This window comes from Nonomuraea deserti (assembly GCF_004348685.1).
Classification (GTDB): Bacteria; Actinomycetota; Actinomycetes; order Streptosporangiales; family Streptosporangiaceae; genus Nonomuraea; species Nonomuraea deserti.
The window spans coordinates 16,645-37,251 of record NZ_SMKO01000067.1 but is presented as its reverse complement, the minus strand read 5'-3'; the positions used below and the strand labels follow the sequence as shown (position 1 = coordinate 37,251).

General features: G+C 70.1%; 20 protein-coding genes and 1 tRNA gene. 18 read left to right on the top strand and 3 right to left on the bottom strand.

Features of this window, described 5'->3' with window-relative positions; translation table 11 throughout:
• Window positions 1-180: 180 nt before the first annotated feature.
• Window positions 181-1,203, top strand: coding sequence for a glycoside hydrolase family 26 protein (locus E1292_RS24125; RefSeq protein ID WP_132597495.1), 1,023 nt, complete (start codon window positions 181-183; stop codon window positions 1,201-1,203).
• Here E1292_RS24125 and E1292_RS24120 read toward each other — a convergent pair.
• The 3 genes from E1292_RS24120 to E1292_RS24110 all read right to left on the bottom strand — a co-directional run bounded on the left by E1292_RS24120 (window position 1,200) and on the right by E1292_RS24110 (window position 4,114).
• Window positions 1,200-2,078 carry a sulfite exporter TauE/SafE family protein gene (locus E1292_RS24120; RefSeq protein WP_132597485.1) on the bottom strand — a complete coding sequence of 293 codons (879 nt, stop codon included), beginning with the start codon at window positions 2,076-2,078 and terminating at the stop codon, window positions 1,200-1,202. The two genes, E1292_RS24125 and E1292_RS24120, sit on opposite strands and share 4 nt — an antisense overlap.
• A gap of 31 nt (window positions 2,079-2,109) precedes the next feature.
• On the bottom strand, window positions 2,110-3,324 hold the full coding sequence (cysC, locus tag E1292_RS24115; RefSeq protein WP_132597484.1) for an adenylyl-sulfate kinase: 1,215 nt from the start codon (window positions 3,322-3,324) through the stop codon (window positions 2,110-2,112).
• A 70-nt stretch (window positions 3,325-3,394) separates the two neighbouring features.
• The gene (locus E1292_RS24110) at window positions 3,395-4,114 is read right to left on the bottom strand and encodes a class I SAM-dependent methyltransferase (RefSeq protein ID WP_132597483.1); all 720 of its coding nucleotides are present in this window, start codon (window positions 4,112-4,114) and stop codon (window positions 3,395-3,397) included.
• A gap of 62 nt (window positions 4,115-4,176) precedes the next feature.
• Here E1292_RS24110 and E1292_RS24105 point away from each other — a divergent pair, with 62 nt between their 5' ends.
• The 17 genes from E1292_RS24105 (at window position 4,177) to E1292_RS24025 (ending at window position 20,475) form a co-directional block, all read left to right on the top strand.
• Window positions 4,177-4,554 carry a cupin domain-containing protein gene (locus E1292_RS24105; protein WP_132597482.1) on the top strand — a complete coding sequence of 126 codons (378 nt, stop codon included), beginning with the start codon at window positions 4,177-4,179 and terminating at the stop codon, window positions 4,552-4,554.
• Between the two features lie 94 nt (window positions 4,555-4,648).
• Complete coding sequence (gene mfd, locus E1292_RS24100) at window positions 4,649-8,146, top strand: transcription-repair coupling factor (RefSeq protein ID WP_132597481.1); 3,498 nt, start codon at window positions 4,649-4,651, stop codon at window positions 8,144-8,146.
• Window positions 8,147-8,175: 29 nt separating this feature from the next.
• A complete protein-coding gene (locus tag E1292_RS24095; RefSeq protein ID WP_132597480.1) occupies window positions 8,176-8,799 on the top strand; it encodes a hypothetical protein in 624 nt (207 codons plus the stop codon).
• A 3-nt stretch (window positions 8,800-8,802) separates the two neighbouring features.
• Entirely contained in the window at window positions 8,803-9,732 is a 930-nt protein-coding gene (locus tag E1292_RS24090) for a nucleoside triphosphate pyrophosphohydrolase (protein ID WP_132597479.1), read from the top strand.
• A 57-nt stretch (window positions 9,733-9,789) separates the two neighbouring features.
• Window positions 9,790-11,067: a phosphopyruvate hydratase gene (eno, locus tag E1292_RS24085; RefSeq protein ID WP_132597478.1), complete on the top strand. Its 1,278-nt coding sequence runs from the start codon at window positions 9,790-9,792 to the stop codon at window positions 11,065-11,067.
• Between the two features lie 93 nt (window positions 11,068-11,160).
• On the top strand, window positions 11,161-11,577 hold the full coding sequence (locus tag E1292_RS24080) for an FtsB family cell division protein (RefSeq protein WP_132597477.1): 417 nt from the start codon (window positions 11,161-11,163) through the stop codon (window positions 11,575-11,577).
• Window positions 11,567-12,055: a DUF501 domain-containing protein gene (locus E1292_RS24075; protein ID WP_246090295.1), complete on the top strand. Its 489-nt coding sequence runs from the start codon at window positions 11,567-11,569 to the stop codon at window positions 12,053-12,055. Before E1292_RS24080 ends, E1292_RS24075 begins: the two co-directional genes overlap by 11 nt.
• Complete coding sequence (locus E1292_RS24070) at window positions 12,046-12,990, top strand: Ppx/GppA phosphatase family protein (RefSeq protein WP_132597475.1); 945 nt, start codon at window positions 12,046-12,048, stop codon at window positions 12,988-12,990. The genes E1292_RS24075 and E1292_RS24070 overlap by 10 nt, the downstream gene beginning before the upstream one ends.
• A 174-nt stretch (window positions 12,991-13,164) precedes the next feature.
• Complete coding sequence (locus tag E1292_RS24065) at window positions 13,165-14,361, top strand: hypothetical protein (protein WP_132597474.1); 1,197 nt, start codon at window positions 13,165-13,167, stop codon at window positions 14,359-14,361.
• A gap of 88 nt (window positions 14,362-14,449) precedes the next feature.
• Window positions 14,450-14,776: a PadR family transcriptional regulator gene (locus E1292_RS24060; protein WP_132597473.1), complete on the top strand. Its 327-nt coding sequence runs from the start codon at window positions 14,450-14,452 to the stop codon at window positions 14,774-14,776.
• Window positions 14,773-15,678: a hypothetical protein gene (locus tag E1292_RS24055; protein ID WP_132597472.1), complete on the top strand. Its 906-nt coding sequence runs from the start codon at window positions 14,773-14,775 to the stop codon at window positions 15,676-15,678. The genes E1292_RS24060 and E1292_RS24055 overlap by 4 nt, the downstream gene beginning before the upstream one ends.
• A gap of 18 nt (window positions 15,679-15,696) precedes the next feature.
• Entirely contained in the window at window positions 15,697-16,491 is a 795-nt protein-coding gene (locus tag E1292_RS24050) for a uracil-DNA glycosylase (RefSeq protein ID WP_132597471.1), read from the top strand.
• Window positions 16,492-16,586: 95 nt separating this feature from the next.
• A complete protein-coding gene (locus E1292_RS24045; RefSeq protein ID WP_132597470.1) occupies window positions 16,587-17,903 on the top strand; it encodes an NAD(P)/FAD-dependent oxidoreductase in 1,317 nt (438 codons plus the stop codon).
• 79 nt (window positions 17,904-17,982) lie between these two features.
• Window positions 17,983-18,495, top strand: coding sequence for a glycine cleavage system transcriptional repressor (locus E1292_RS24040; RefSeq protein ID WP_132597469.1), 513 nt, complete (start codon window positions 17,983-17,985; stop codon window positions 18,493-18,495).
• Complete coding sequence (locus E1292_RS24035) at window positions 18,492-19,019, top strand: peptide deformylase (RefSeq protein WP_220447033.1); 528 nt, start codon at window positions 18,492-18,494, stop codon at window positions 19,017-19,019. Before E1292_RS24040 ends, E1292_RS24035 begins: the two co-directional genes overlap by 4 nt.
• Before the next feature lie 49 nt (window positions 19,020-19,068).
• Window positions 19,069-19,141, top strand: a tRNA-Leu gene (locus tag E1292_RS24030).
• Between the two features lie 542 nt (window positions 19,142-19,683).
• A complete protein-coding gene (locus E1292_RS24025; protein ID WP_132597468.1) occupies window positions 19,684-20,475 on the top strand; it encodes a Bax inhibitor-1/YccA family protein in 792 nt (263 codons plus the stop codon).
• Window positions 20,476-20,607 lie beyond the last annotated feature (132 nt).

The window sequence follows — 20,607 nt, the reverse complement described above, 5'->3', positions numbered from 1 at the left end:
GGCCGTAGTGACGTGGGGAGACTTCCACACTGGCTGAAGTTCGCGGAATGACATGGCAAGGTTCAGGTTTGACAGGCAGGGTCGTTCGACAAGGGGGGTTGGAAGGCTTTGCGGCAACGGGGCATTTCTCATAGCGCGACGAGCACGGCATTCGCCGGCCTGATCCTGGCCGTGGCCGCGATGATGGCCGCCTGCTCCACCGTGGCCGACCCCGAAGCCGGGGCGCCGGTCGCGGTCGAGGAGCCGGCACGTGACGTCGCGGGCCCGCCCGCGTGCACGGCGACCAGCAAGCTCATCCCGTCGTGCGGCGCCTGGTGGGGCGTCGCGCCCGAGATCTTCACCGGAGCCCCGGTGGAGGAGGCGCTGCGCGGCGCGGAGTCGCGCATGGACGCCGGCGCCGACGTGCTGCACGTCTACCACCGGGGCAGCGAGTTGTTCCCGACCGACGCCGAGATCAGGCTGGCCCGCGACCCGGCCAGGCCGAGGCTGCTGCTGATCAACTGGAAGCCGTCGTTCGACCACACCTGGGCCGAGATCGCCGAAGGTGCGCTCGACGCCAGGATCGACCGGCTGGCCGGCTACCTCCGGCGCACCTTCCCCGAGCGGTTCTTCCTCACCCTGCACCACGAGCCGGAGAACGACGTGGACGCCTCGTCGGGCTCGGGCATGCAGGCCACCGACTACGCGGAGATGTTCCGGCACATCGTGCTCCGGTTGCGGGAGCGGGGCGTGAAGAACGCCGTCATGGTGATGACGTACATGGGGGCGCCCAACTGGGCGGCCAAGTCCTGGTTCGAGGACCTCTACCCAGGTGACGACGTGGTCGACTGGGTGGCCATGGACCCCTATGCCGACCATCGGGTCGACGACTTCGAGGGCCTGGTCAACAAGACCCGTAAGGAATATCCCGACTGGCCGGGCTTCTACCGGTGGATGCAGGCCCGCTTCCCCGGCAAGCCGGTCATGGTGGCCGAGTGGGGGGCGTTCTCGCGGCCGCTCGACCGGTCGTTCAAGCGGGCCTTCTTCGAGTCCGTACGCCGCCAGATCAAGCGCTATCCCCAGATCAAGGCGCTGATCTACTTCGACTCGCCGCAGGCGCCGCGCGGCGACACCAGCTTCGACTCCGACGAGGCGGCCGACCGCGCGTTCACCGCGCTCGCCCGTGACCCCTACTTCCGCGCCACCCCCGTGCCGCGGCCCTAGCGGGTGCCCACCTTCTCGCGCCGCGGCTCGGGGGTCTCGGCTCGGGCGCGCAGGCGCCAGCCCGCGACGGTGACCGCGGTGGCGGCGGCGAGGGCGCAGACGGTGAGGGTGTCGTCCACGTCGAGCAGCTTGAGGGCGGAGGCGAGCAGGACGATCGCCAGCATCGCCCGGATGAGGCCGCCGGGCGCGCGCGAGGAGATCCTGGCGCCGAGATAGACGCCCGGGATCGAGCCGATGAGCAGCGACAGCGTGAGGTCCGCCTGGAAGTCGCCGAACAGCAGGTGGCCGAGCGCCGCGGACACGACCAGCGGCACGGCCTGCACGAGATCCGTGCCGACGAGCTGGTTGGCCTTGAGCGCCGGATAGAGCGCGAGCAGGGCCACGATGATCAGCGATCCCGAGCCGACGGACGAGACGCCGACGACCAACCCGCCTACCATACCGACCAGTAGGGTCGGAATTGGGCGTACGACGATCTCGTGCGCGCTCGACGTGCCGCCCCGCCCGCCGAGCCAGGTCTTGACCGCCATGCCCGCCACGGCCAGCAACAGCGCCACGCCGAGCGCATATTTGACCGCGTCGGTGACCGCGAACGCGCGGGCCAGGAACACCCCGCAGAACGCGGCGGGCACCGAGCCCGCGCACAACCAAGCCACCAGGCGCAGGTTGACCGTGCCGGTGCGCAGGTGCACCACGCCGCCGACCGGCTTCATCACGGCCGAGGCGACCAGGTCGCTGGAGACGGCGGCCAGGGGCGGGACGTTGAAGAACAGCATCATCATGGGCGTCATGAGGGCACCGCCGCCCATGCCGGTCAGGCCCACCACGATCGCGACGAGGAACGACCCGCCGATCAACGCCAGGTCTGTGCTCATCGGCCGCTCACCTCTGCCTCCCCCGGCCCCGTCAACGGACCCGGCCTCCGGACCTCAGCGTCTCCAGGACCTGGGAGACGGCCGCCTCGATCGTGATGTGCGTGGTGTCGATCGTCAGGTCGGCGTCGTCCGGCTCCTCGTACGGGTCGGAGATGCCGGTGAACTCGGGGATGAGCCCGGCGCGGGCCTTGGCGTACAGGCCCTTGCGGTCGCGCCGCTCGCACTCCTCCAGCGGCGTGGCGACGTGCACGAGCAGGAAGTCGGCCCCGACGGACTCGACCGTCTCGCGCACCTCCGCGCGGGTCGCCGCGTAGGGGGCGATGGGAGCGCAGATGGCCAGGCCGCCGTGCCGTGCGGCCTCGGCGGCGACGAAGCCGATGCGGCGGATGTTCAGGTCGCGGTCGGCCTTCGAGAAGGTCAGGCCCTTGGACAGCAGATGGCGCACCACGTCGCCGTCGAGGTAGGTCACCGTGCGGGTGCCGAGCTCCAGCAGCGCGTCGCGCAGGCCGCGGGCGATGGTGGACTTGCCGGAGCCGGACAACCCGGTGAAGAAGACCACGAGGCCGCGCCGGTGCGGCGGGCCCGGGATGTGCACGGGGTCGGGGCCCGCCAGGTGCTCGGTCGCGCCGTAGGCGGTGGCGACGTGCTCGCGCAGCTCCAGGTCGATCTCCGGCTCGTCGCGCGGCGCCAGGGGGACGGAGACGACGAGCGTGCCCTCGGGCAACTGGTCTCTCGCGCGCAGCGCGGCGCGTACGACGGCGGGGCCCGCCTCGCCGTACGCGAGGGGGAGCAGCAAAATCACCGCGTCGAGCTCTTTGGCGGTGGCGACGATCTCGGAGAGATCGTCGAGTGGCCCGCGCATGGTGACGGCGAGCGCGGGCCGCCCGCCGAGCTCGGCCCGCACCTCGGACGGCGTGCGCCGCAGGCGCGCGAACGGCCCGTGCTCGGGCGTGCCGACGCCGTGGACGGGCCCGGAGGTCAGCCCGTCGGGCTCCCGGGCGCTCACCGTCAGGGTGGCCAGCGGCAACCCCTCGGGATCGAGCAGCGTGACCTCGTCGCCGGGTGAGACGTCGGCGGGCAGATGGAGGGTGACGGGAGCGGGCCACGAGGTGCCGTCGGCGAGCGTGCCGCGCTCATGCACGGCGTGCAGGTCGTCGTGGCCGAGGAACCCGGTCAGCGGCTCGAACGCGCCGGAGAGCAGCAGCTCGAGATCGGCCAGCTCGCGCGGGTCGGGGGTCCACTCCACGTTACCTTCATCCCAACTAATCCGATTGAATTGGTAGGAAAGAATCCTAGCGGGTGGAACCAGTCTGGCACTAGATGAGCCTGGCGAAGTGGTGCTGGGGTTTCCTGATCACCATGGTGATCTCGTCGTGGGAGGCGGGAAAGCGGTCGTTGGTCAGCCTGGAGACCGCCGCGATGGCCGCGGCGCCGATGCGGCGGGAGCGCGCGGGGCCGCTGATGGTGCGCACCTCGTCGGTGATCATGAGGCCGCGGCTGAGACAGAACGCGTGCAGTCCGTCGCTCGACGTCAGCGGCTCGTAGACGGTCGGCAGCGGGCCCGGCCACCCCGGCGGGACGAGCGGGCGCCACAGCAGGCCGCGCAGCCACGACGGCGTCATCCGGTCGAGCAGGCCGTAGGCGGACCCGCGGTCGCGCATGCGCAGCAGCACCAGGCCGCCGGGCCGGAGCGACTGCAGCAGGCGGTCGAAGACCAGCTCGGCGTGCCTGACCCGCTCCAGCAGGAACGACACCTGCACCACGTCGTAGGCCCTGGGTGGCATGGGCACGCAGCGCAGGTCACCCAGCGACCACGAGGCCAGGTCACCCCGCTCCTCGAGGATCCGCCTGATGACGGGGTGGTCCTCGTCGGCACCCGTGGCCCTGGTCTCGATGTGCTCCAGCACCAGCGGCCCGTCCTGCGTGCAGCCGGCGACCAGCACGTCGAGCCGCCTGTGCGGCTGCATCGCGCAGTGCTCGCGGACCCGCTGACCGAAGAGGTCGCCTCGCTGGGCGACAGATCGCACCTCAGACATGTCACCTACAGTAATCAACCAATCGTTATGCGTGACGCATTTCCCTGCTAGCGTCCTGGCCCGTGAGCGATGAGGTGCCCGAGCCGGGGATCTACGTGGGCAACGCGGGCGCCGACGGCGCCGGTGACGCCGGCTGGCTCCTCGGCCATTTCAAGCCCCCGGGCGATCCGCGCCACAGCGACGACGTCGAGATCAAGTGGGGCGTGCACCCGCCGGGCGACCGGCGGGCGGCCTGGGCCGTCGGCGAGACGCGCACCGCCCTGCTCGTCCTGATCAGCGGGCGGTTCGTGGTCGAGTTCCGCGGCCGCGACGTGCTGCTGACCGAGCCGGGCGACTACGTGGTCTGGGGCAAGGGCGTCGACCATTCGTGGCGGGCGGAGGCGGCGTCGACCGTGCTCACCGTGCGCTGGCCCTCGGTGGCCGGCTACAAGCTCGGGTGAGCCGGCGCGGCGAGTACCCTGGGTGAGGAACCCCCGCGACCTGTCCCGGCCGGGGGTAGTCGTGTTGCCGCAAATGGGGCTGTGGGCGTATCTGATGAGTCTTTCCGGACTGCTTGACCTTGTTCGCGCTGACCCGAAACTGGCCGCCGCTCTCGAAGAGGGCGGCGACGTCGCGCTGGTCGCGCCGTCCGCGCTGCGCCCGTTCGGCGTGGCCGCGCTGTCGGGGCACGACCAGCGCACCGTGCTCGCGGTCACCGCGACGGGGCGTGAGGCAGAAGACCTGGCCGCGGCGCTGACCAGCCTGATCGACCCCGCGGAGCTCGGCTCGGTGACGGTGTTCCCGGCATGGGAGACGCTGCCGCACGAGCGGCTCTCGCCGCGCAGCGACACCGTCGGTCAACGGCTCGCGGTGCTCAGGCGGCTGGCCCACCCGGTCAAGGGCGACACCGCCGCCGGACCCCTCAGCGTGATCGTGACCCCGATCAGGGCGCTGCTGCAGCCGATCGTGAAGGGGCTCGGCGACCTGGAGCCGATCAGGCTGCGCGCGGGCGACGACGCCGACCTCGACGACGTGGTCGGCAACCTCGTCAGCAACGGCTACCACCGGGTCGACATGGTGGAGAAGCGGGGCGAGGTGGCCGTGCGCGGCGGGCTGCTCGACGTCTTCCCGCCCACCGAGGAGCATCCGCTGCGGCTGGAGTTCTGGGGCGACACGGTCGAGGAGATCCGCTGGTTCAAGGTCGCCGACCAACGCTCGCTCGAGGCGGCCGAGGACGGGTTGTTCGCGCCGCCGTGCCGCGAGCTGCTGCTGACCGACGAGGTCAGGGCCAGGGCCCGCGCGCTGGCCGAGGAGCACCCGGCGCTGGCCGAGGTGCTCGACCAGCTCGCCGACGGCATGCCGGTGGAGGGCATGGAGGCGTTCGCGCCCGTGCTGGCCGGGGAGATGGACCTCCTGCTCGACCACCTGCCGGCCAGGTCGGCGGTGTTCGTGTGCGACCCCGAGCGCATCAGGACCCGGGCGGAGGAGCTCGTCCGCACCTCGCAGGAGTTCCTGGAGGCCTCGTGGATCAACGCGGCGGCCGGCGGCGAGGCGCCCATCGACCTGGGGGCGGCGGCGTTCCGCTCGCTTGAGGAGATCCGCACGCACGCCGATGTGCTGGGGCAGCCCTGGTGGACGATGGCGCCGTTCGGCGCCGGCGTCGAGCTGGACGCGCACGACTCCGAGGCCTACCGCGGCGACACGGCCAGGGCGCTGGCCGACATCAAGGGCTGGCTGGCCGACGGCAAGGCGGTCGTGCTGCTCAGCGAGGGCCACGGCCCCGCCGAGCGCATGGTGGAGCTGCTCAAGGGCGTCGACGTGCCCGCGCGGCTGCGGGAGTTCATCGACCAGCCACCCGAGCCCAAGGTCGTGCACGTCACGACGGGCCTGATCGAGCACGGCTTCATCACGCCGGGCCTGGCCGTGCTCACCCATCTCGACCTGGTCGGGCAGAAGGCGTCCACCAAGGACATGCGGCGGCTGCCGTCGCGGCGCCGCAACATGGTAGATCCGCTGCAGCTCAAGGTCGGCGACCACGTGGTGCACGAGCAGCACGGCGTGGGCCGCTACGTCGAGATGGTGCAGCGCACGGTCCAGGGCGCCACCCGCGAATACCTGGTCATCGAATATGCCAAGGGCGACCGCCTCTACGTGCCCACCGACCAGCTCGACGAGGTCACCCGCTATGTCGGCGGCGAGGCTCCCACGCTCAACCGCATGGGCGGCGCCGACTGGGCCAAGGCCAAATCGCGGGCGAAGAAGGCGGTCAAGGAGATCGCCGGCGAGCTGATCAGGCTCTATTCCGCCCGCATGGCCTCGCCGGGGCACGCCTTCGAGGCGGACACGCCGTGGCAGCGGGAGATGGAGGACGCCTTCCCCTACGCCGAGACCGGCGACCAGTTGGAGGCCATCGACGAGGTCAAGCGCGACATGGAGCGCGGCGTCCCGATGGACCGGCTGATCTGCGGCGACGTCGGCTACGGCAAGACCGAGATCGCGGTGCGGGCGGCGTTCAAGGCGGTGCAGGACGGCAAGCAGGTCGCGGTGCTGGTGCCGACGACGCTGCTGGTGCAGCAGCACATGTCGACGTTCGCCGAGCGGTTCTCCAGCTTCCCCGTCGCGATCAGGGCCGTCTCGCGCTTCCAGACCGACGGCGAGGTCAAGGCCACCCTCGAAGGGCTCAGGGCCGGCGCCGTCGACGTGGTGATCGGCACGCACCGGCTGCTCAGCCCCGAGGTCAGGTTCAAGGACCTCGGGCTGATCATCATCGATGAGGAGCAGCGGTTCGGCGTCGAGCACAAGGAGGCGATGAAACACCTCCGCACGCAGGTCGACGTGCTGGCCATGTCGGCCACGCCGATCCCCCGCACGCTGGAGATGGGGCTGACCGGCATCCGCGAGATGTCGACGATCCTCACGCCGCCGGAGGAGCGGCACCCGATCCTCACGTTCGTGGGGCCGTACGAAGAGAAGCAGATCGCGGCGGCGATCAGGCGCGAGCTGATGCGCGACGGCCAGATCTTCTTCGTGCACAACCGGGTCGCCTCGATCAACCGGGTCGCCGCGCGGCTGCGCGAGCTGGTGCCCGAGGCGCGCATCGCGGTGGCCCACGGGCAGATGAACGAGCACCAGCTCGAGAAGATCATGGTCGGCTTCTGGGAGCGCGAATACGACCTGCTCGTCTCCACCACGATCGTGGAGTCCGGGCTCGACGTGCCCAACGCCAACACGCTGATCGTCGACCGGGCCGACAACTACGGCCTGTCGCAGCTCCACCAGCTCAGAGGGCGGGTCGGACGAGGCAGGGAACGCGGTTACGCCTACTTCCTCTATCCGCCGGAGAAGCCGCTGACCGAGACCGCGCACGAGCGGCTCGCCACCATCTCGCAGCACACCGAGATGGGCGCGGGCATGTACGTCGCGATGAAGGACCTCGAGATCCGCGGCGCCGGCAACGTGCTCGGGGCCGAGCAGTCCGGGTTCATCGCGGGCGTCGGGTTCGACCTCTACGTACGCCTGATGGCCGAGGCCGTGCAGGAGCAGAAGGCCAAGCTGTCGGGCGCCGAGGCACCGGAGGAGCAGCACGACGTCAAGGTCGAGCTGCCGATCAACGCCCACATCCCGCACGACTACGTCACCTCCGAGCGGCTGCGCCTGGAGGCGTACAAACGGATCGCGGCCATCGCCTCGCCCGTCGACATCGACGAGGTGCGCGACGAGCTCACCGACCGCTACGGCAGGCCGCCGATGGAGGTCGAGAACCTCCTGGAGGTGGCCAGGTTCCGCATCAAGGCGCGCTCGGCCGGGCTGACGGACGTCACGCTGCAGGGCCAGAACATCAAGTTCGGACCGGTACGACTGCAGGAGTCGCAGCAGGTCCGGCTCGACCGGCTCTACAAGAAGGCGATATACAAGCAGGCGGCGGAGACTCTGCTGGTCCCGGTTCCCAAGACCAAGCCGCTGGGAGGGCAGCCGCTGCGCGATCTCGACCTGCTCAAGTGGTGTGGCGATCTGGTCGAGGCGATGTTCCTCGAGCCCGCACGGGTAAGCTAGCGGCGGTTTACGGTCGGAAAGGGACGTACGTGAAGTCGATACGAGTGGCTGTGGCCGCCGCGGCGGCGGGCATCGCGCTGACCGCCTGCTCCTCGCCCATGCAGGCCGGCGCCGCTGCCGTGGTGGGCAACGAGCGCATCTCCGCGAGCCGGCTGAATGATGAGACGCGGGCCTACTCCGCCGCCCTGCGGAACGCCAAGCTGCCCCCGCAACTGCAGGCCGCACTCGCCGGCAGGAGCCTGGAAGAGGTCCTGGAGCAGGAAAGCGGCGCGTCGACCAGCCGGCGCGTGCTGCGGCGCATGGTCGAGGTCAGCGCGTACAACCAGCTCATAGCGCGCCACAACGTGCAGGTGAGCCAGGCGGAGATCGACAAGATCATTCAGAGTCCGCTCGGGCCCGACGGCACGCAATACCCGTCCGCCGAGCTCCAGCTGCTGCTCAGCGAGGCCACCGTCGCGCCCGCGAACGCCCGCGAATACGGCCGGGCACTGGCCGGCCTGATCAAGCTGCGGCAGCAGTTCGGCGGCCAGGACGGGGAGGAACGGTTCAAGAAGGAACTGAACACCGTGAAGGTCGCCTACAGCCCTCGCTTCGACACGCTCAACCCCAGGTTCGGCAAGGTCACCGAGCAGCAGCCGCAGCAGCAGGGCTAGCCCGTGCCGCTGATCGTCGTCACCACCTCGCCCAGGGTCGCGCCGGGCCTGCTGAGCCACCAGGCCTGGCAGGCGTTGCGCTCGGGCCCGGTGCTGACCCGCTCCGCCGCGCATCCCCAGCTCCCCTACCTGGCCGAGGCCGGCATCGAGGTCGAGGTCGTCGAGCCCGACGTGCGGGAGCTGGCCGTCAGGGCGGTCGCCGAGACGGTCGTGTGGCTGGCCGAGGACGACGAGGCCTTCATGCGGGCGGTGGGCAACGCCGCCATCGGGCTCGACGAGCCGCCGCTGATCGAGGTGGTGCCGGGGTCCTACGACCTGCCGGGGGCGCGGGTGCTCGACCTGGTCGCGGTGATGGACCGGCTGCGCACCGAGTGCCCGTGGGACCGTAAGCAGACGCACGAGTCGCTGGTGCCGTACCTCCTCGAAGAGGCCTACGAGGTGCTGGAGACGATCGAGCAGGGCGACTATCCCGCGCTCCGCGAGGAGCTCGGTGACCTGCTGTTGCAGGTGGTCTTCCACGCGCGGGTGGCCGAGGGCTTCGACATGGACGACGTCGCCGAGGGCATCGTCGGCAAGCTCGTACGCCGCCACCCCCACGTGTTCGGCTCGGTGCGGGCGGAGAGCGCCGACGAGGTGAACGACAACTGGGAGACGATCAAGGCGGCGGAGCGGGCGGCCAAGGGCAGCGAGTCGGCGCTCGACGGCGTGCCCATGGGCCAGCCGGCGCTGTCGCTCGCCGCCCAGCTCCTGCGCAGGGCCGAGCGCGCGGGAGCGCCAGAGGCGCTGTCGGCGGCCGTCGGCCAGGGAGTGGCCAGGGAGCTGTTCGACCTCGTGCGCAGGGCCGCGGAGGCCGGGCTCGACGCCGAGGCCGAGCTGCGGGCCGCCGCCCGCACCTACCGAGACCGGGTACGCACGTGGGAGTCGTCCCGCTGAGCGGGCGTACCGATAGGCTCTGAAGGCATATTGCCTTTCGATTTAGGAGCGCATCCCGTGGCTACCATCGAGGTCGTATACGCCCGCGAGATCCTCGACTCCCGGGGCAACCCGACGGTCGAGGTCGAGGTCGTGCTCGACGACGGCAGCAGTGGCCGTGCGGCAGTGCCGAGCGGGGCGTCCACCGGCCAGTTCGAGGCGGTCGAGCTGCGTGACGGCGGGCGACGTTACGGCGGCAAGGGCGTCGAGAAGGCCGTGCTCGCCGTGACCGACGAGATCTTCGAGGAGATCAGCGGGGTCGAGGCCGAGGACCAGCGCATCATTGACCAGATCATGATCGACCTGGACCGCACGCCCAACAAGGCCAAGCTGGGCGCCAACGCCATCCTGGGCGTCTCGCTGGCCGTCGCGAAGGCCGCCGCCGACAGCGCCGACCTGCCGCTCTTCCGCTACGTCGGCGGCCCCAACGCCCACGTGCTGCCCGTCCCGATGATGAACATCCTCAACGGCGGAGCCCACGCCGACACCAACGTCGACATCCAGGAGTTCATGATCGCGCCGATCGGCGCCGAGACGTTCCGCGAGGCGGTGCGCGTGGGCACCGAGGTCTACCACGCGCTCAAGGGCGTGCTCAAGGAGAAGGGCTACGCCACGGGGCTGGGCGACGAGGGCGGCTTCGCGCCCAACCTGCCGTCCAACCGCGACGCGCTCGACCTGATCCTGGTCGCGATCGAGCGGGCCGGCTACGTGCCGGGCGAGGACGTCGCGCTGGCGCTCGACGTGGCCGCATCCGAGTTCCACAAGGACGGCGTCTACACGATCGACGGCAAGGGCCTGTCGGCGCAGGAGCTCATCGAGTTCTACGCCGACCTGGTCGCCGCCTACCCGCTCGTCTCGATCGAGGACCCGCTCGACGAGGAGGACTGGGCGGGCTGGAAGGCCATCACCGAGGCGCTCGGCGACAAGGTGCAGCTCGTCGGCGACGACCTGTTCGTCACCAACCCGGAGCGGCTGGAGCGCGGCATCAAGGAGGGCACGGCCAACGCCCTGCTGGTCAAGGTCAACCAGATCGGCACGCTGTCGGAGACGCTCGACGCGGTCGACCTGGCCCACCGCAGCGGCTACCGGTGCATGATGAGCCACCGTTCCGGCGAGACGGAGGACACGACGATCGCCGACCTCGCGGTGGCGGCCAACTGCGGCCAGATCAAGACCGGCGCCCCTGCCCGTTCCGACCGGGTCGCGAAGTACAACCAGCTGCTGCGCATCGAGGAGCTTCTGGACGACGCCGCCCGTTACGCGGGTCGCGCGGCTTTCCCGCGTTTCCGGCGCTAGTTTCGAGCGAGGGGGCACCGAGCCCGGGGCGGCGGCTCCTCACGGCGACCGAGCCGCCTCCCGAGGTGAGGCGACGAGCAGGGGGTGCAGCACATGGCGAAGAGACCGCAGCTGACCGGGCGGGCCGCCATCCTGGCCGTCGTGGTGTGCGCCATCGCGATGAGCCTGGCCTACCCCGTCCGCGAATACATCAGCCTGCGCCGCAGCATCTCGGAGCTGCGCGAGGAGAAGGCCAGGGTCGAGGCGGAGAAGCAGGCCCTGCTGGCCCGTGACCGGCAGAGCAACGATCCCAACTGGATCAAGAAGACCGCCAAGGAGCGGCTGCACTACTGCGGCCCCGGCGAGAAGTGTTACGTGGTGATGGAGCCCGACCGGGGCAAGGAGCAGGCGGCCGTGAAGCAGCCCGCGGTGGTGCCGCCGTGGTATCAGACGCTCTGGGAGTCCGTCGAGGCCGCCGACAAGGGCACCGGGCGCCGGGCGGTCACCGGGAAGGAACGTGTTGGACGGTAAAGACGCCGAGGTCGTGCGGCAGCAGCTCGGGCGGCCGCCCAGGGGGCTGCGTGAGGTGGCGCACCGCTGCCCGTGCGGCAACCCCGACGTGGTGGAGACCGCGCCGCGGCTGTCCGACGGCTCGCCGTTCCCGACTCTCTACTACCTGACCTGCCCGAAGGCGGCCTCGGCCATCGGCACGCTGGAGGGCTCCGGCCTGATGCGCGAGATGCAGGCGAGGCTGGCCACCGAGCCCGAGCTGGCGGAGGCCTACCAGGCCGCGCACGACGACTACGTCGCCAGGCGTGACCAGGCCGCGCGCGAGCAGGGCCTGGAGCCGTTGCCGCGCGACATGCAGAGCACGGGCGGCATGCCGCGGCGGGTCAAGTGCCTGCACGCGCTCGTCGCCCACGAGCTGGCGGTGCCCGGCGCCAATCCGATCGGCAGGGAGGCGCTCGACGCCCTCCCCGAATGGTGGAGTGACGGGCCATGCGTGTAGCCGCCGTCGACTGCGGCACCAATTCCGTACGCCTGCTCATCGCCGACGCCGGCGACGACGTGCTGGACGACGTCGAGCGGCGGATGGAGATCGTCCGCCTGGGCCAGGGGGTCGACCGCACCGGCAGGCTGGCCCCCGACGCGCTGGAGCGTACGTTCAAGGCGATGCGCGCCTACCGCGAGCTGATCGACAGGCACGGCGCGACCGCGACCCGTGTGGTGGCCACGAGCGCCACCAGAGACGCGGCCAACCGGCAGGAGTTCGTGGCCGGCGTGCGCGGGATCTTCGGCGTGGAGCCGGAGGTCGTGACGGGCGACGAGGAGGCCGAGCTGTCGTTCACGGGCGCGACCAGGGGCCTGGTCAGGTTGTCGCCCGAGACCGAGGTGCCGCAGGGGCCGCTGCCCCCTTACCTGGTGGTCGACATCGGCGGCGGGTCCACGGAGTTCGTGGTCGGCTCCGAGCACGCCGAGGCGGCGCTGTCGGTGGACATCGGCTGCGTGCGCCTCACCGAGCGGCATCTGCGTGACGGCGACCCGCCGGCGGCGCCCGCTCTGGAGGCCGTGGTGGCCGACATCGAGGCGGCGCTCGACCGGGTCGAGTCGGCGGTGCCGGTGCGGCGGGCGCACACGCTCGTGGGCCTGGCGGGCTCGGTGACGACGGTGGCGGGCATGGCGCTCGATCTGCCCGCCTACGACCCGGCTCGCATCCACCATTCGCGGATCTCCGCGGAGCAGGTGCACGACGTGACGCGGCGGCTGCTCGCGATGACGCATGGTGATCGTGCCGCTGTTCCGGTCATGCATCCGGGGCGCGTGGATGTCATTGGCGCGGGGGCGCTTATTCTCGACCGGATCGTACGCCGTTTCGCATTTCCGCAGGTCGTTGTTAGCGAGCATGACATCCTTGACGGTATTGCGTGGTCTATCGCCGGATAGCTGAAGAAATCCGGACATTTCCGGTCTATGCATCCTGTTGAGGGCGCGATCAGTATTGTGCTTGAGTAAAGGTGCATACGGGGGCTTTGCCATATCGCTGTGCACGGAAGGTGCCGGCGTGGCGACCGTTCCCGAGCGCGCCTCTTCCCTCAAGGAATGGAGCACTCTCACATGATGTCTGTTGGGTTAGCACGTAAGGCGGCGGCGATCGGTGCGTCGGCCGCGGTGCTGGCCGCCTTGGCCGCGGGCCTGGTCTCCAGCCCCGCGCAGGCGGCGACCACGGCCACGGCCGCCGCTGCCAAGGCGAAGGCGGGTTCCAAGGTCACGGTCGCGCGGCCGAAGGCCTCCACCCGTGATTACGAAGGTTCCTGCCCGGTCAAGATCTCCTTCTCGGCCAAGGTCAAGGTGCCTGTCAAGGGCAAGACGAAACTGGCCTACCGCTGGCTGCACGGCGACGGGTCCAAGAGCAAGGTCAAGACGGTCACGCTCAAGGGCAAGGGCACCAAGACGGTTACCGTCAAGCAGTCCATCACCTTCAAGGACGACATCAAGAAGGGCTGGGAGGCCGTCCAGGTTCTCGGCCCGAAGAAGGTCACCTCGAAGAAGGGCTACTTCTCCGTCTCCTGCGAGAAGGAGGAGAAGCTGAAGGAGGTGCGTACGCACCTCGACCGGTCGGTGTCGGCGCGTGCCTGGGTCAGCCCCAGCAGGTACGTCGGCTCCTGCACCCGCGGTGACAGGATCGGCGTCGGCGGCGTCATCAAGACCGACCGCCCGACGTGGGTGCGTTACCGCTGGGTCCTCAACGGTGACGTCGTCGACTACGGCAAGGTCAAGGTCTACGACGCGCGCAAGGTCGGCTTCAGCTTCGCTCCGCGTCACAGCCAGCGTGGCTGGGCTCAGCTGCAGGTGCTCCGTCCGGACGCCACCTCCTCCAACCGCGCCTACTACAAGGTCTGGTGCAAGGACAAGCCTCCGGTGCACGTGCCCGACCACCACGCCAAGGTGAGCGCGTCCAGCTCGGTCTCGACCACGGACGCGTGCTCGCTGAGCGCCTCCGGCACCATCCGCTCGACCGGCGCCGCCCGGGTGAAGTGGAGCTGGACGCTCAACGGTGCGACCGTGTCCAGCGGTGTGGCCACGTTCGGCCGTCACGGCGGCTCCGAAAGTGTCTCGTTCGCCGCGGACAAGCTGACGGGCCGGCACGCGAAGGGCGGCAACGTGACGCTGTCGGTCACGGGCCCGAACAACAGCGACTCCTCCACGAGTGGCTACGCGCCCTGCAGGTCGGAGGCCCCGGCCCCCAAGGCGGTCCCGACCGCTTCGCCGTCGCCGGTGCCTTCGGTCCCGGCCACGGAGAAGCCGTCCAAGTGAGCGACTGAACGAAGAACCGGGTGGTGCCTCATGGCGCCACCCGGTTTCTTGTTGCCGCTACTACGCTTTGCACAGTAGTGTTCATGGCGTGGATGGCAGCCAGCTGCTCAAAGGCGTGCTCGACCTGGCCGTGCTGGCCGTGCTCAAAGAGCGCGACGGCTACGGCTACGACATCGTGCGCAGGCTCAGGGAGGCGGGTCTCCACGAGGTGGGCGACGCCTCGGTCTACGGGACGCTGCGCCGCCTGTTCAAGGCCGGTGCGCTGACCTCATACGTGATGGCCTCCGACGAGGGCCCGCACCGCAAGTACTACGGGCTCAACGAGGTCGGCCTCAGCATGTACGCCGCCTCGGCGAAGACCTGGTCCGCCTTCTCGAAGACCATGGCATCCCTGCTCAAGGAGGGCCAGGAATGACTCCAGAGGAATACGCGCAGGCCGTACGCGATGCCCTGGCCGATCATCCGGAGCGGGAGGAACTGCTCGACGATCTCGACGGTCACCTGGCCGAGATCGCCGCGGAGTCCGGTCTGCCGCTGGAAGACCGGCTGGGGCCGCCCGCAGCCTATGCCGACGAGCTGGCCGCCGCCTACGGGGAGCGCCCTGAGCGCCGGCGTGGGCGCCGTCGCGGCCCGCGGGAGCAGGCGGTGAGGGCGCATGCCTTCCTCATGGGCTACACGCCCTACAGGAGCCTTGTGGGCTTCCTGCCGGAGCTGCGGCCGGGGTGGTGGGTGCTGCGCGGCTACGTGCTGGCCATGGTCCTGGTGTCGATGGCCGGCGACAGCGGGCTCGCTCCGGCGACCGCCGCCGACTGGGCCGTGGCCGTGGCCTGCGTGCTCGCCTCGGTGTGGTTCGGCAGGAGGCGCAGGGGCAGGCTGGTGGTGCTGCTCGCGGTGGCCGCCAACACGGTGGCGGGGGTGGCGGTGTTCGCCACGATGGTCGCGCAGCCGCCGTCGCCCGCCCCCGATTCGGTCTACATGGCCGAGCCCGCGTGGGTGCGCAACGCGTCGTCCGACGGCGTGTACAACATCAAGCCGTACGCCAAGGACGGCACCCCGCTGACCGACGTCTACCTCTACGACCAGGACGGCAACCCGCTCACCACCGACCCCGAGAGGTACGGCTACACGGTCGACCGGTCGTGCGGCGAGCCGATACTCAACCGCTACCCGTTGCCGCTGGCCAGGGAGAACTTCTCCCGCACGGGCCCGCCGTCGCCGTCGCCTTCCTGCGCCGATCCGGCGCCGAGCGCCAGCCCGTCGGCCGCCGACCGGGAACCGACGCCCGGGGCGACGCCGAGTCCCGAGGCGACGCGCTGATCGGGCACCATCGGTGTCATGAGCTTCGTACCTCCCGGCACCGGATGGCCCGGCGACCCGGCGACCCCTGACACCCCCGTCGCGCTCGACCCCGCGGACGTGCGCCGCCTGGCCGCCACGAGCGACACCCTCGCGGAGCTCACGGCCAGGCAGTCCGTCTGCCGGGCCTGCCCCCGGCTGGTGGAGTGGCGCGAGGAGGTCGCCAGGGTGCGCCGGCGCGCGTTCGCGGACGAGACGTACTGGGGCCGTCCCGTCCCCGGCTGGGGTGACGAGCATCCGCGGATCCTGATCGCGGGGCTCGCGCCGGCCGCCCATGGCGGCAACAGGACCGGCCGGATCTTCACCGGCGACCGCAGCGGCGACTGGCTGTTCGCCTCGCTGTACCGCACCGGCCTGGCCGCGCAGGAGACGAGCACGCACGCGGGCGACGGGCAGCGGCTCATCGGCGCGCGGGTGGTGGCGCCGGTGCGCTGCGCTCCGCCGGCGAACAAGCCCACGCCGGCGGAGAAGAGCGCGTGCTTCCCGTGGATGGCGCGGGAGCTGGCGCTGGTCGCGCAGGACGTGCGCGTGGTGGTGGCGCTCGGCGGCTACGCCTGGCAGGCGGTGTGGCCGGCGCTCAAGGACGCGGGCTACGCGCTGCCGCGCAGCAGGCCGCCGTTCGGGCACGGGGCGGAGGTCGAGATCGCGTACGACGGCGCGCCCGTCACGCTGCTCGGCTGCTACCACCCGAGCCAGCAGAACACGTTCACCGGCCGCGTCACCGCCCAGATGCTGGACGATCTCTTCGCCCGTGCCAGGTCACTGGCTGTGTGACGCGTCGCACCATGCCAGGAATGGCTTCATCGGACCTCCTTGGCGTAAGCTTGTGAATGCTTTCACAAGCACTCCACGAGGGATGTGGCCTCAGGATGAACCAGCACATTCTCATCGTCGGCGGAGGATACGTCGGCCTCTACACAGCGCTCAGGCTGCAGCGCAAGCTCCACCGGGAGCTGCGCGGCGGCGAGGCGCGCATCACGATCATCGATCCCCAGTCCTACATGACCTACCAGCCGTTCCTCCCCGAGGCGGCGGCAGGCAACCTCTCCCCCCGGCACATGGTCGCGCCGCTGCGTCGCGTGCTGCCGAAGGTGCACATCCTCAACGGCGTGGTCACCAAGGTCGACCACGCCGAGCGCACCGTCACCTTCCAGCCCGCCGAGGGCGAGCCTCGGCAGGTGGCCTACGACGTGATCGTCATGGCCGCCGGGTCGATCTCCCGCACGCTGCCCATCCCCGGGCTGACCGACATCGGCATCGGGTTCAAGACCGTGGGCGAGGCCATCGCGCTGCGCAACCGCGTGCTGCACCTGCTCGACGTGGCCGAGTCGGCGGACGACCCCGAGGTGCGCCGGAGGGCGCTCACGTTCGTCGTGGTCGGGGCGGGCTTCGCGGGCGTTGAGGCGCTGGCCGAGCTGGAGGACATGGCCAAGCACTCGACGCGCTACTACCGCAACATCAAACCGTCGGACCTGCGCTGGGTGCTCGTCGAGGCCACCGACCGGGTGCTGCCCGAGGTCGGGCCCGAGATGGGCAAGTGGACCCTGGAGCAGCTGCGCGAGCGCGGCATCGACGTCAGGCTCGAGACCCGTCTGGAGTCGTGCGAGGGCGGCCACGTGGTGCTCTCCGACGGCGGGGAGTTCGACGCCGAGACCCTCGTGTGGACGGCGGGCGTCAAGCCCAGCACGGTGGTCAACGACAGCGACCTGCCGCTCGACGAGCGCGGCAGGATCAAGGCCACGGCCATGCTGACCGTCGCGGGCACGGAAGGCGCCTTCGCGGCGGGCGACGCGGCCGGGGTGCCCGACGTGACCAACCCCGGTCAGTACTGCGCGCCGAACGCCCAGCACGCCGTGCGCCAGGCCAAGGTGCTGGCCGACAACATCGTGCGGTATCTGCGCGGGCAGCAACTGGCGCAATATCGCCACAAGTATGTCGGATCGGTGGCGGGGCTGGGCCTGCACCAAGGCGTCGCGAACGTCTATGGCGTCAAGCTTCGCGGATTCCCTGCGTGGTTCATGCACCGCACTTACCATCTGTCGCGGGTGCCGACGCTGAACCGCAAGGTCCGCGTCGTCGTCGACTGGACCCTGGCCCTGTTCTTCAAGCGGGAGACGATCTCGCTGGGTGAGATGGAGCACCCGCGAGAGGGCTTCAGGGCCGCGGTGGCGACGACTCGCCGCTAGCCCGGGAACGGTAGCGCCCCGGTGAGCCTCGCCGGGGCGTGCGGCGCCCCTGGTCGCATGAGCGGAAGGGGAACCACGGGTGGGGCTCTCAGCGGTGACCGTGCTCGGAGTGGACCGGCCCGGCGTGATCGCCGCAGTCACCGGTTCGCTCGCCGACTGCGGGGCGAACATCCAGGACTCGACCATGACGCTGCTCGGCGGCCACGTGGCGATGATGCTGCTCGTGTCGGGCGAGGTGGACGCGGCCGAGCTGAGCAAGCGCCTGTGCGCACCCGACCTCGTGGTGACCGCCTCGGCGATCGAGGCGCGCCGCCACTTCTGCGACGACGGCGGCGGCCTCGGCTACGTGCTGACCGTCCACGGCCCCGACAGGCCCGGCATCATCTCCGCCATCAGCGCCGTGCTCGCGGCCGACGGCGGCAACATCACCGGCATGAGCACCCGGCTCACCGGGCGGCTCTACGTGCTGATCGCCGACGTCGAGCTGCCGAAGGAGGTGGACGTGGCGGCGCTCATGCGCAGGCTCGCCGCAGTCGGCGCCGGACTCGACTCCGAGATAACGTTTCGACCCGTCGAACCGGATCTGTTGTGACCCGGCCGGCGGACGGAAAGCCCCGCGAGGTGATCGACGCCCCGCACCCGCTGCTGTCCACCGCCGCCGAGCCGGTGGACCCGACCGCCCCCGAGGTCGTGGCCGCCGCCGCCGACCTGCTGGCCACCCTGCGCCACGAGCCCTCCACGACCGGCCTGGCAGCCCCCCAGATCGGCCTGAGCTGGCGGCTGATCGCCTTTGACGCCGGGCGCCACCCCAGGAGCCGGTCGTGCACCGGAGAGCTCGTCGTGGCCAATCCACGGCTCGCGACGGCCGCCCGCTGGAACCACCTGCGCGAGGGGTGCGTGTCCGTCCCCGGGCTCACCGCCGACGTACGTCGTGCGACGCGCATCACCGTACATGGGCATTTGCCAGGCACGGGCGAGCCGGTCACCATCGAGGCGGATGCCGTGGAAGCCCGTTGCATTCAGCACCAACTGGACCATCTGGACGGTCTACTCTTCTTGGACAGAGTGGTGGGAGCACTATCACTTCACCGCAGTCATCACACTTGTGACGCCTGATGCGAAGTTGTGCTCCTCGGAAGCATGGTCCGTTTCGTATGATTGCGGCGCCCCCGTAGCCCAATGGCAGAGGCAAACCCCTTAAAAGGGTTGACGTGCGGGTTCGAATCCCGCCGGGGGCACCTGCCATCTTTCGCCGCCTTTAGGGCTCTGACCTGGAGGTTCACCGCGATCGTCGGACGGGCCCCTTCGGGTGTTTCCCGGCCGATATCGATTTGTTATGGAGTTGTCGCGTTCCCGGCGCTCCATCGCTGGTGGAGGCCCTGTCCTGGGGCAGGCGATCCCGCCCGCCGGCTCGGGTCCGCGATTGCCTCCCTGAAAACTTTCCAGGCCGCCCCGGCCATATTGACAAACCGCCCGCCTTCTGCTTTCCGGGGTCGCCGGAGTTTCTTAGTGTGAATGGTTGACTACGGAATACAACCGCTCGCCCTTTTCTCCGCGGAAAAGGTCATCACGCACCGGAAGGGCTCTGTCACGGACCCCGCGGCAAGGCTCCCGCCGGCCGGGCCGGGATGATCTCGCGAGCTCGTGGCTGACCTCGGGAACTCGGTGCCGGACACGTTCGTTGTCAACGCTGCCGACGTTCCGAACGAACATCGATCTGACGCGTCAGTTGACCAAGGTGCCGCCAGGCCCCGTAGGCTCGGCGTCACAGGAGGCAGCGATGGAGAGCAAGAACCCCGTATTCAGCAGGTCGCGGCAGCAGGCCGCGGGCTGGGGCGGGCCGACCCCGTCCCCCGACCAGTTGCAGAACATGTACGACGCCCCGTCGTACGCCCCGCCGGCCAGGCCCGCATACCGGACCATGACCCTCGATGACGTCGTGGTGCGCGGGTTCCTCACGCTCGGGGTGCTCGTCCTGGCCGCGGCCGCGGCATGGATACTCAACGTCCCGCCCATGGTCGCCATCGGCGCGGCCATCGTCGCGCTGATCATCGGTTTGGTCGCCTCGTTCACGATGAGCACCAACCCGGCGCTCATCCTGGGCTACGCGGTGTTCGAGGGCATCTTCCTCGGCAAGATCAGCGCCGTGTTCGAGGGCGCCATCAGCGGCATCGTGCTCCAAGCGGTGCTGGGCACGGCATTCGCGTTCGGCGCGGTGCTGACCGTCTACTCGTTGCGCATCGTCCGCGTCACGCCCAAGCTCGTCAAGTTCGGCATCGCCGCCGCCATCGCGGCCATCGGCCTGCTACTCGTCAACCTGCTCGTCGGCCTGTTCAACGACGGCGGGCTCGGCCTGCGCACCGACAGCCCGATCGGCTGGGCCTTCAGCATCGTCATGATCCTGATCGGCTGCTTCTTCCTGCTCCTCGACTTCGACGCGATCGAGCAGGGCGTCAAGCAGGGCGCCCCGGAGAAGTTCGCCTGGCAGTGCGTGTTCGGGCTGACGCTCAGCCTGGTGTGGATCTACCTCGAGGTGCTGCGGTTCGTCAGCTACTTCTCCAGCAGCGACTGATCGTTCACCCCCGCGTCATCCGAGAGGGCTCCGCCGTTCGGGCGGGGCCCTCTCTGTGTGCGACCGAAAATCTACCCGCCGTCACAGAATGATGCCTGACTCAGGGCTTGCCATTCGCACGATGGTGTTGCA

Coding starts and splice junctions, on each gene's coding strand:
- E1292_RS24055 (WP_132597472.1), top strand. CDS start 14,773: ATGACTCCAGAGGAATACGCGCAGGCCGTACGCGATGCCCTGGCCGAT.
- mfd (WP_132597481.1), top strand. CDS start 4,649: ATGAGTCTTTCCGGACTGCTTGACCTTGTTCGCGCTGACCCGAAACTG.
- E1292_RS24050 (WP_132597471.1), top strand. CDS start 15,697: ATGAGCTTCGTACCTCCCGGCACCGGATGGCCCGGCGACCCGGCGACC.
- E1292_RS24070 (WP_132597475.1), top strand. CDS start 12,046: ATGCGTGTAGCCGCCGTCGACTGCGGCACCAATTCCGTACGCCTGCTC.
- E1292_RS24080 (WP_132597477.1), top strand. CDS start 11,161: ATGGCGAAGAGACCGCAGCTGACCGGGCGGGCCGCCATCCTGGCCGTC.
- E1292_RS24065 (WP_132597474.1), top strand. CDS start 13,165: ATGTCTGTTGGGTTAGCACGTAAGGCGGCGGCGATCGGTGCGTCGGCC.
- E1292_RS24120 (WP_132597485.1), bottom strand. CDS start 2,078: ATGAGCACAGACCTGGCGTTGATCGGCGGGTCGTTCCTCGTCGCGATC.
- E1292_RS24025 (WP_132597468.1), top strand. CDS start 19,684: ATGGAGAGCAAGAACCCCGTATTCAGCAGGTCGCGGCAGCAGGCCGCG.
- E1292_RS24045 (WP_132597470.1), top strand. CDS start 16,587: ATGAACCAGCACATTCTCATCGTCGGCGGAGGATACGTCGGCCTCTAC.
- E1292_RS24110 (WP_132597483.1), bottom strand. CDS start 4,114: ATGTCTGAGGTGCGATCTGTCGCCCAGCGAGGCGACCTCTTCGGTCAG.
- E1292_RS24125 (WP_132597495.1), top strand. CDS start 181: ATGATGGCCGCCTGCTCCACCGTGGCCGACCCCGAAGCCGGGGCGCCG.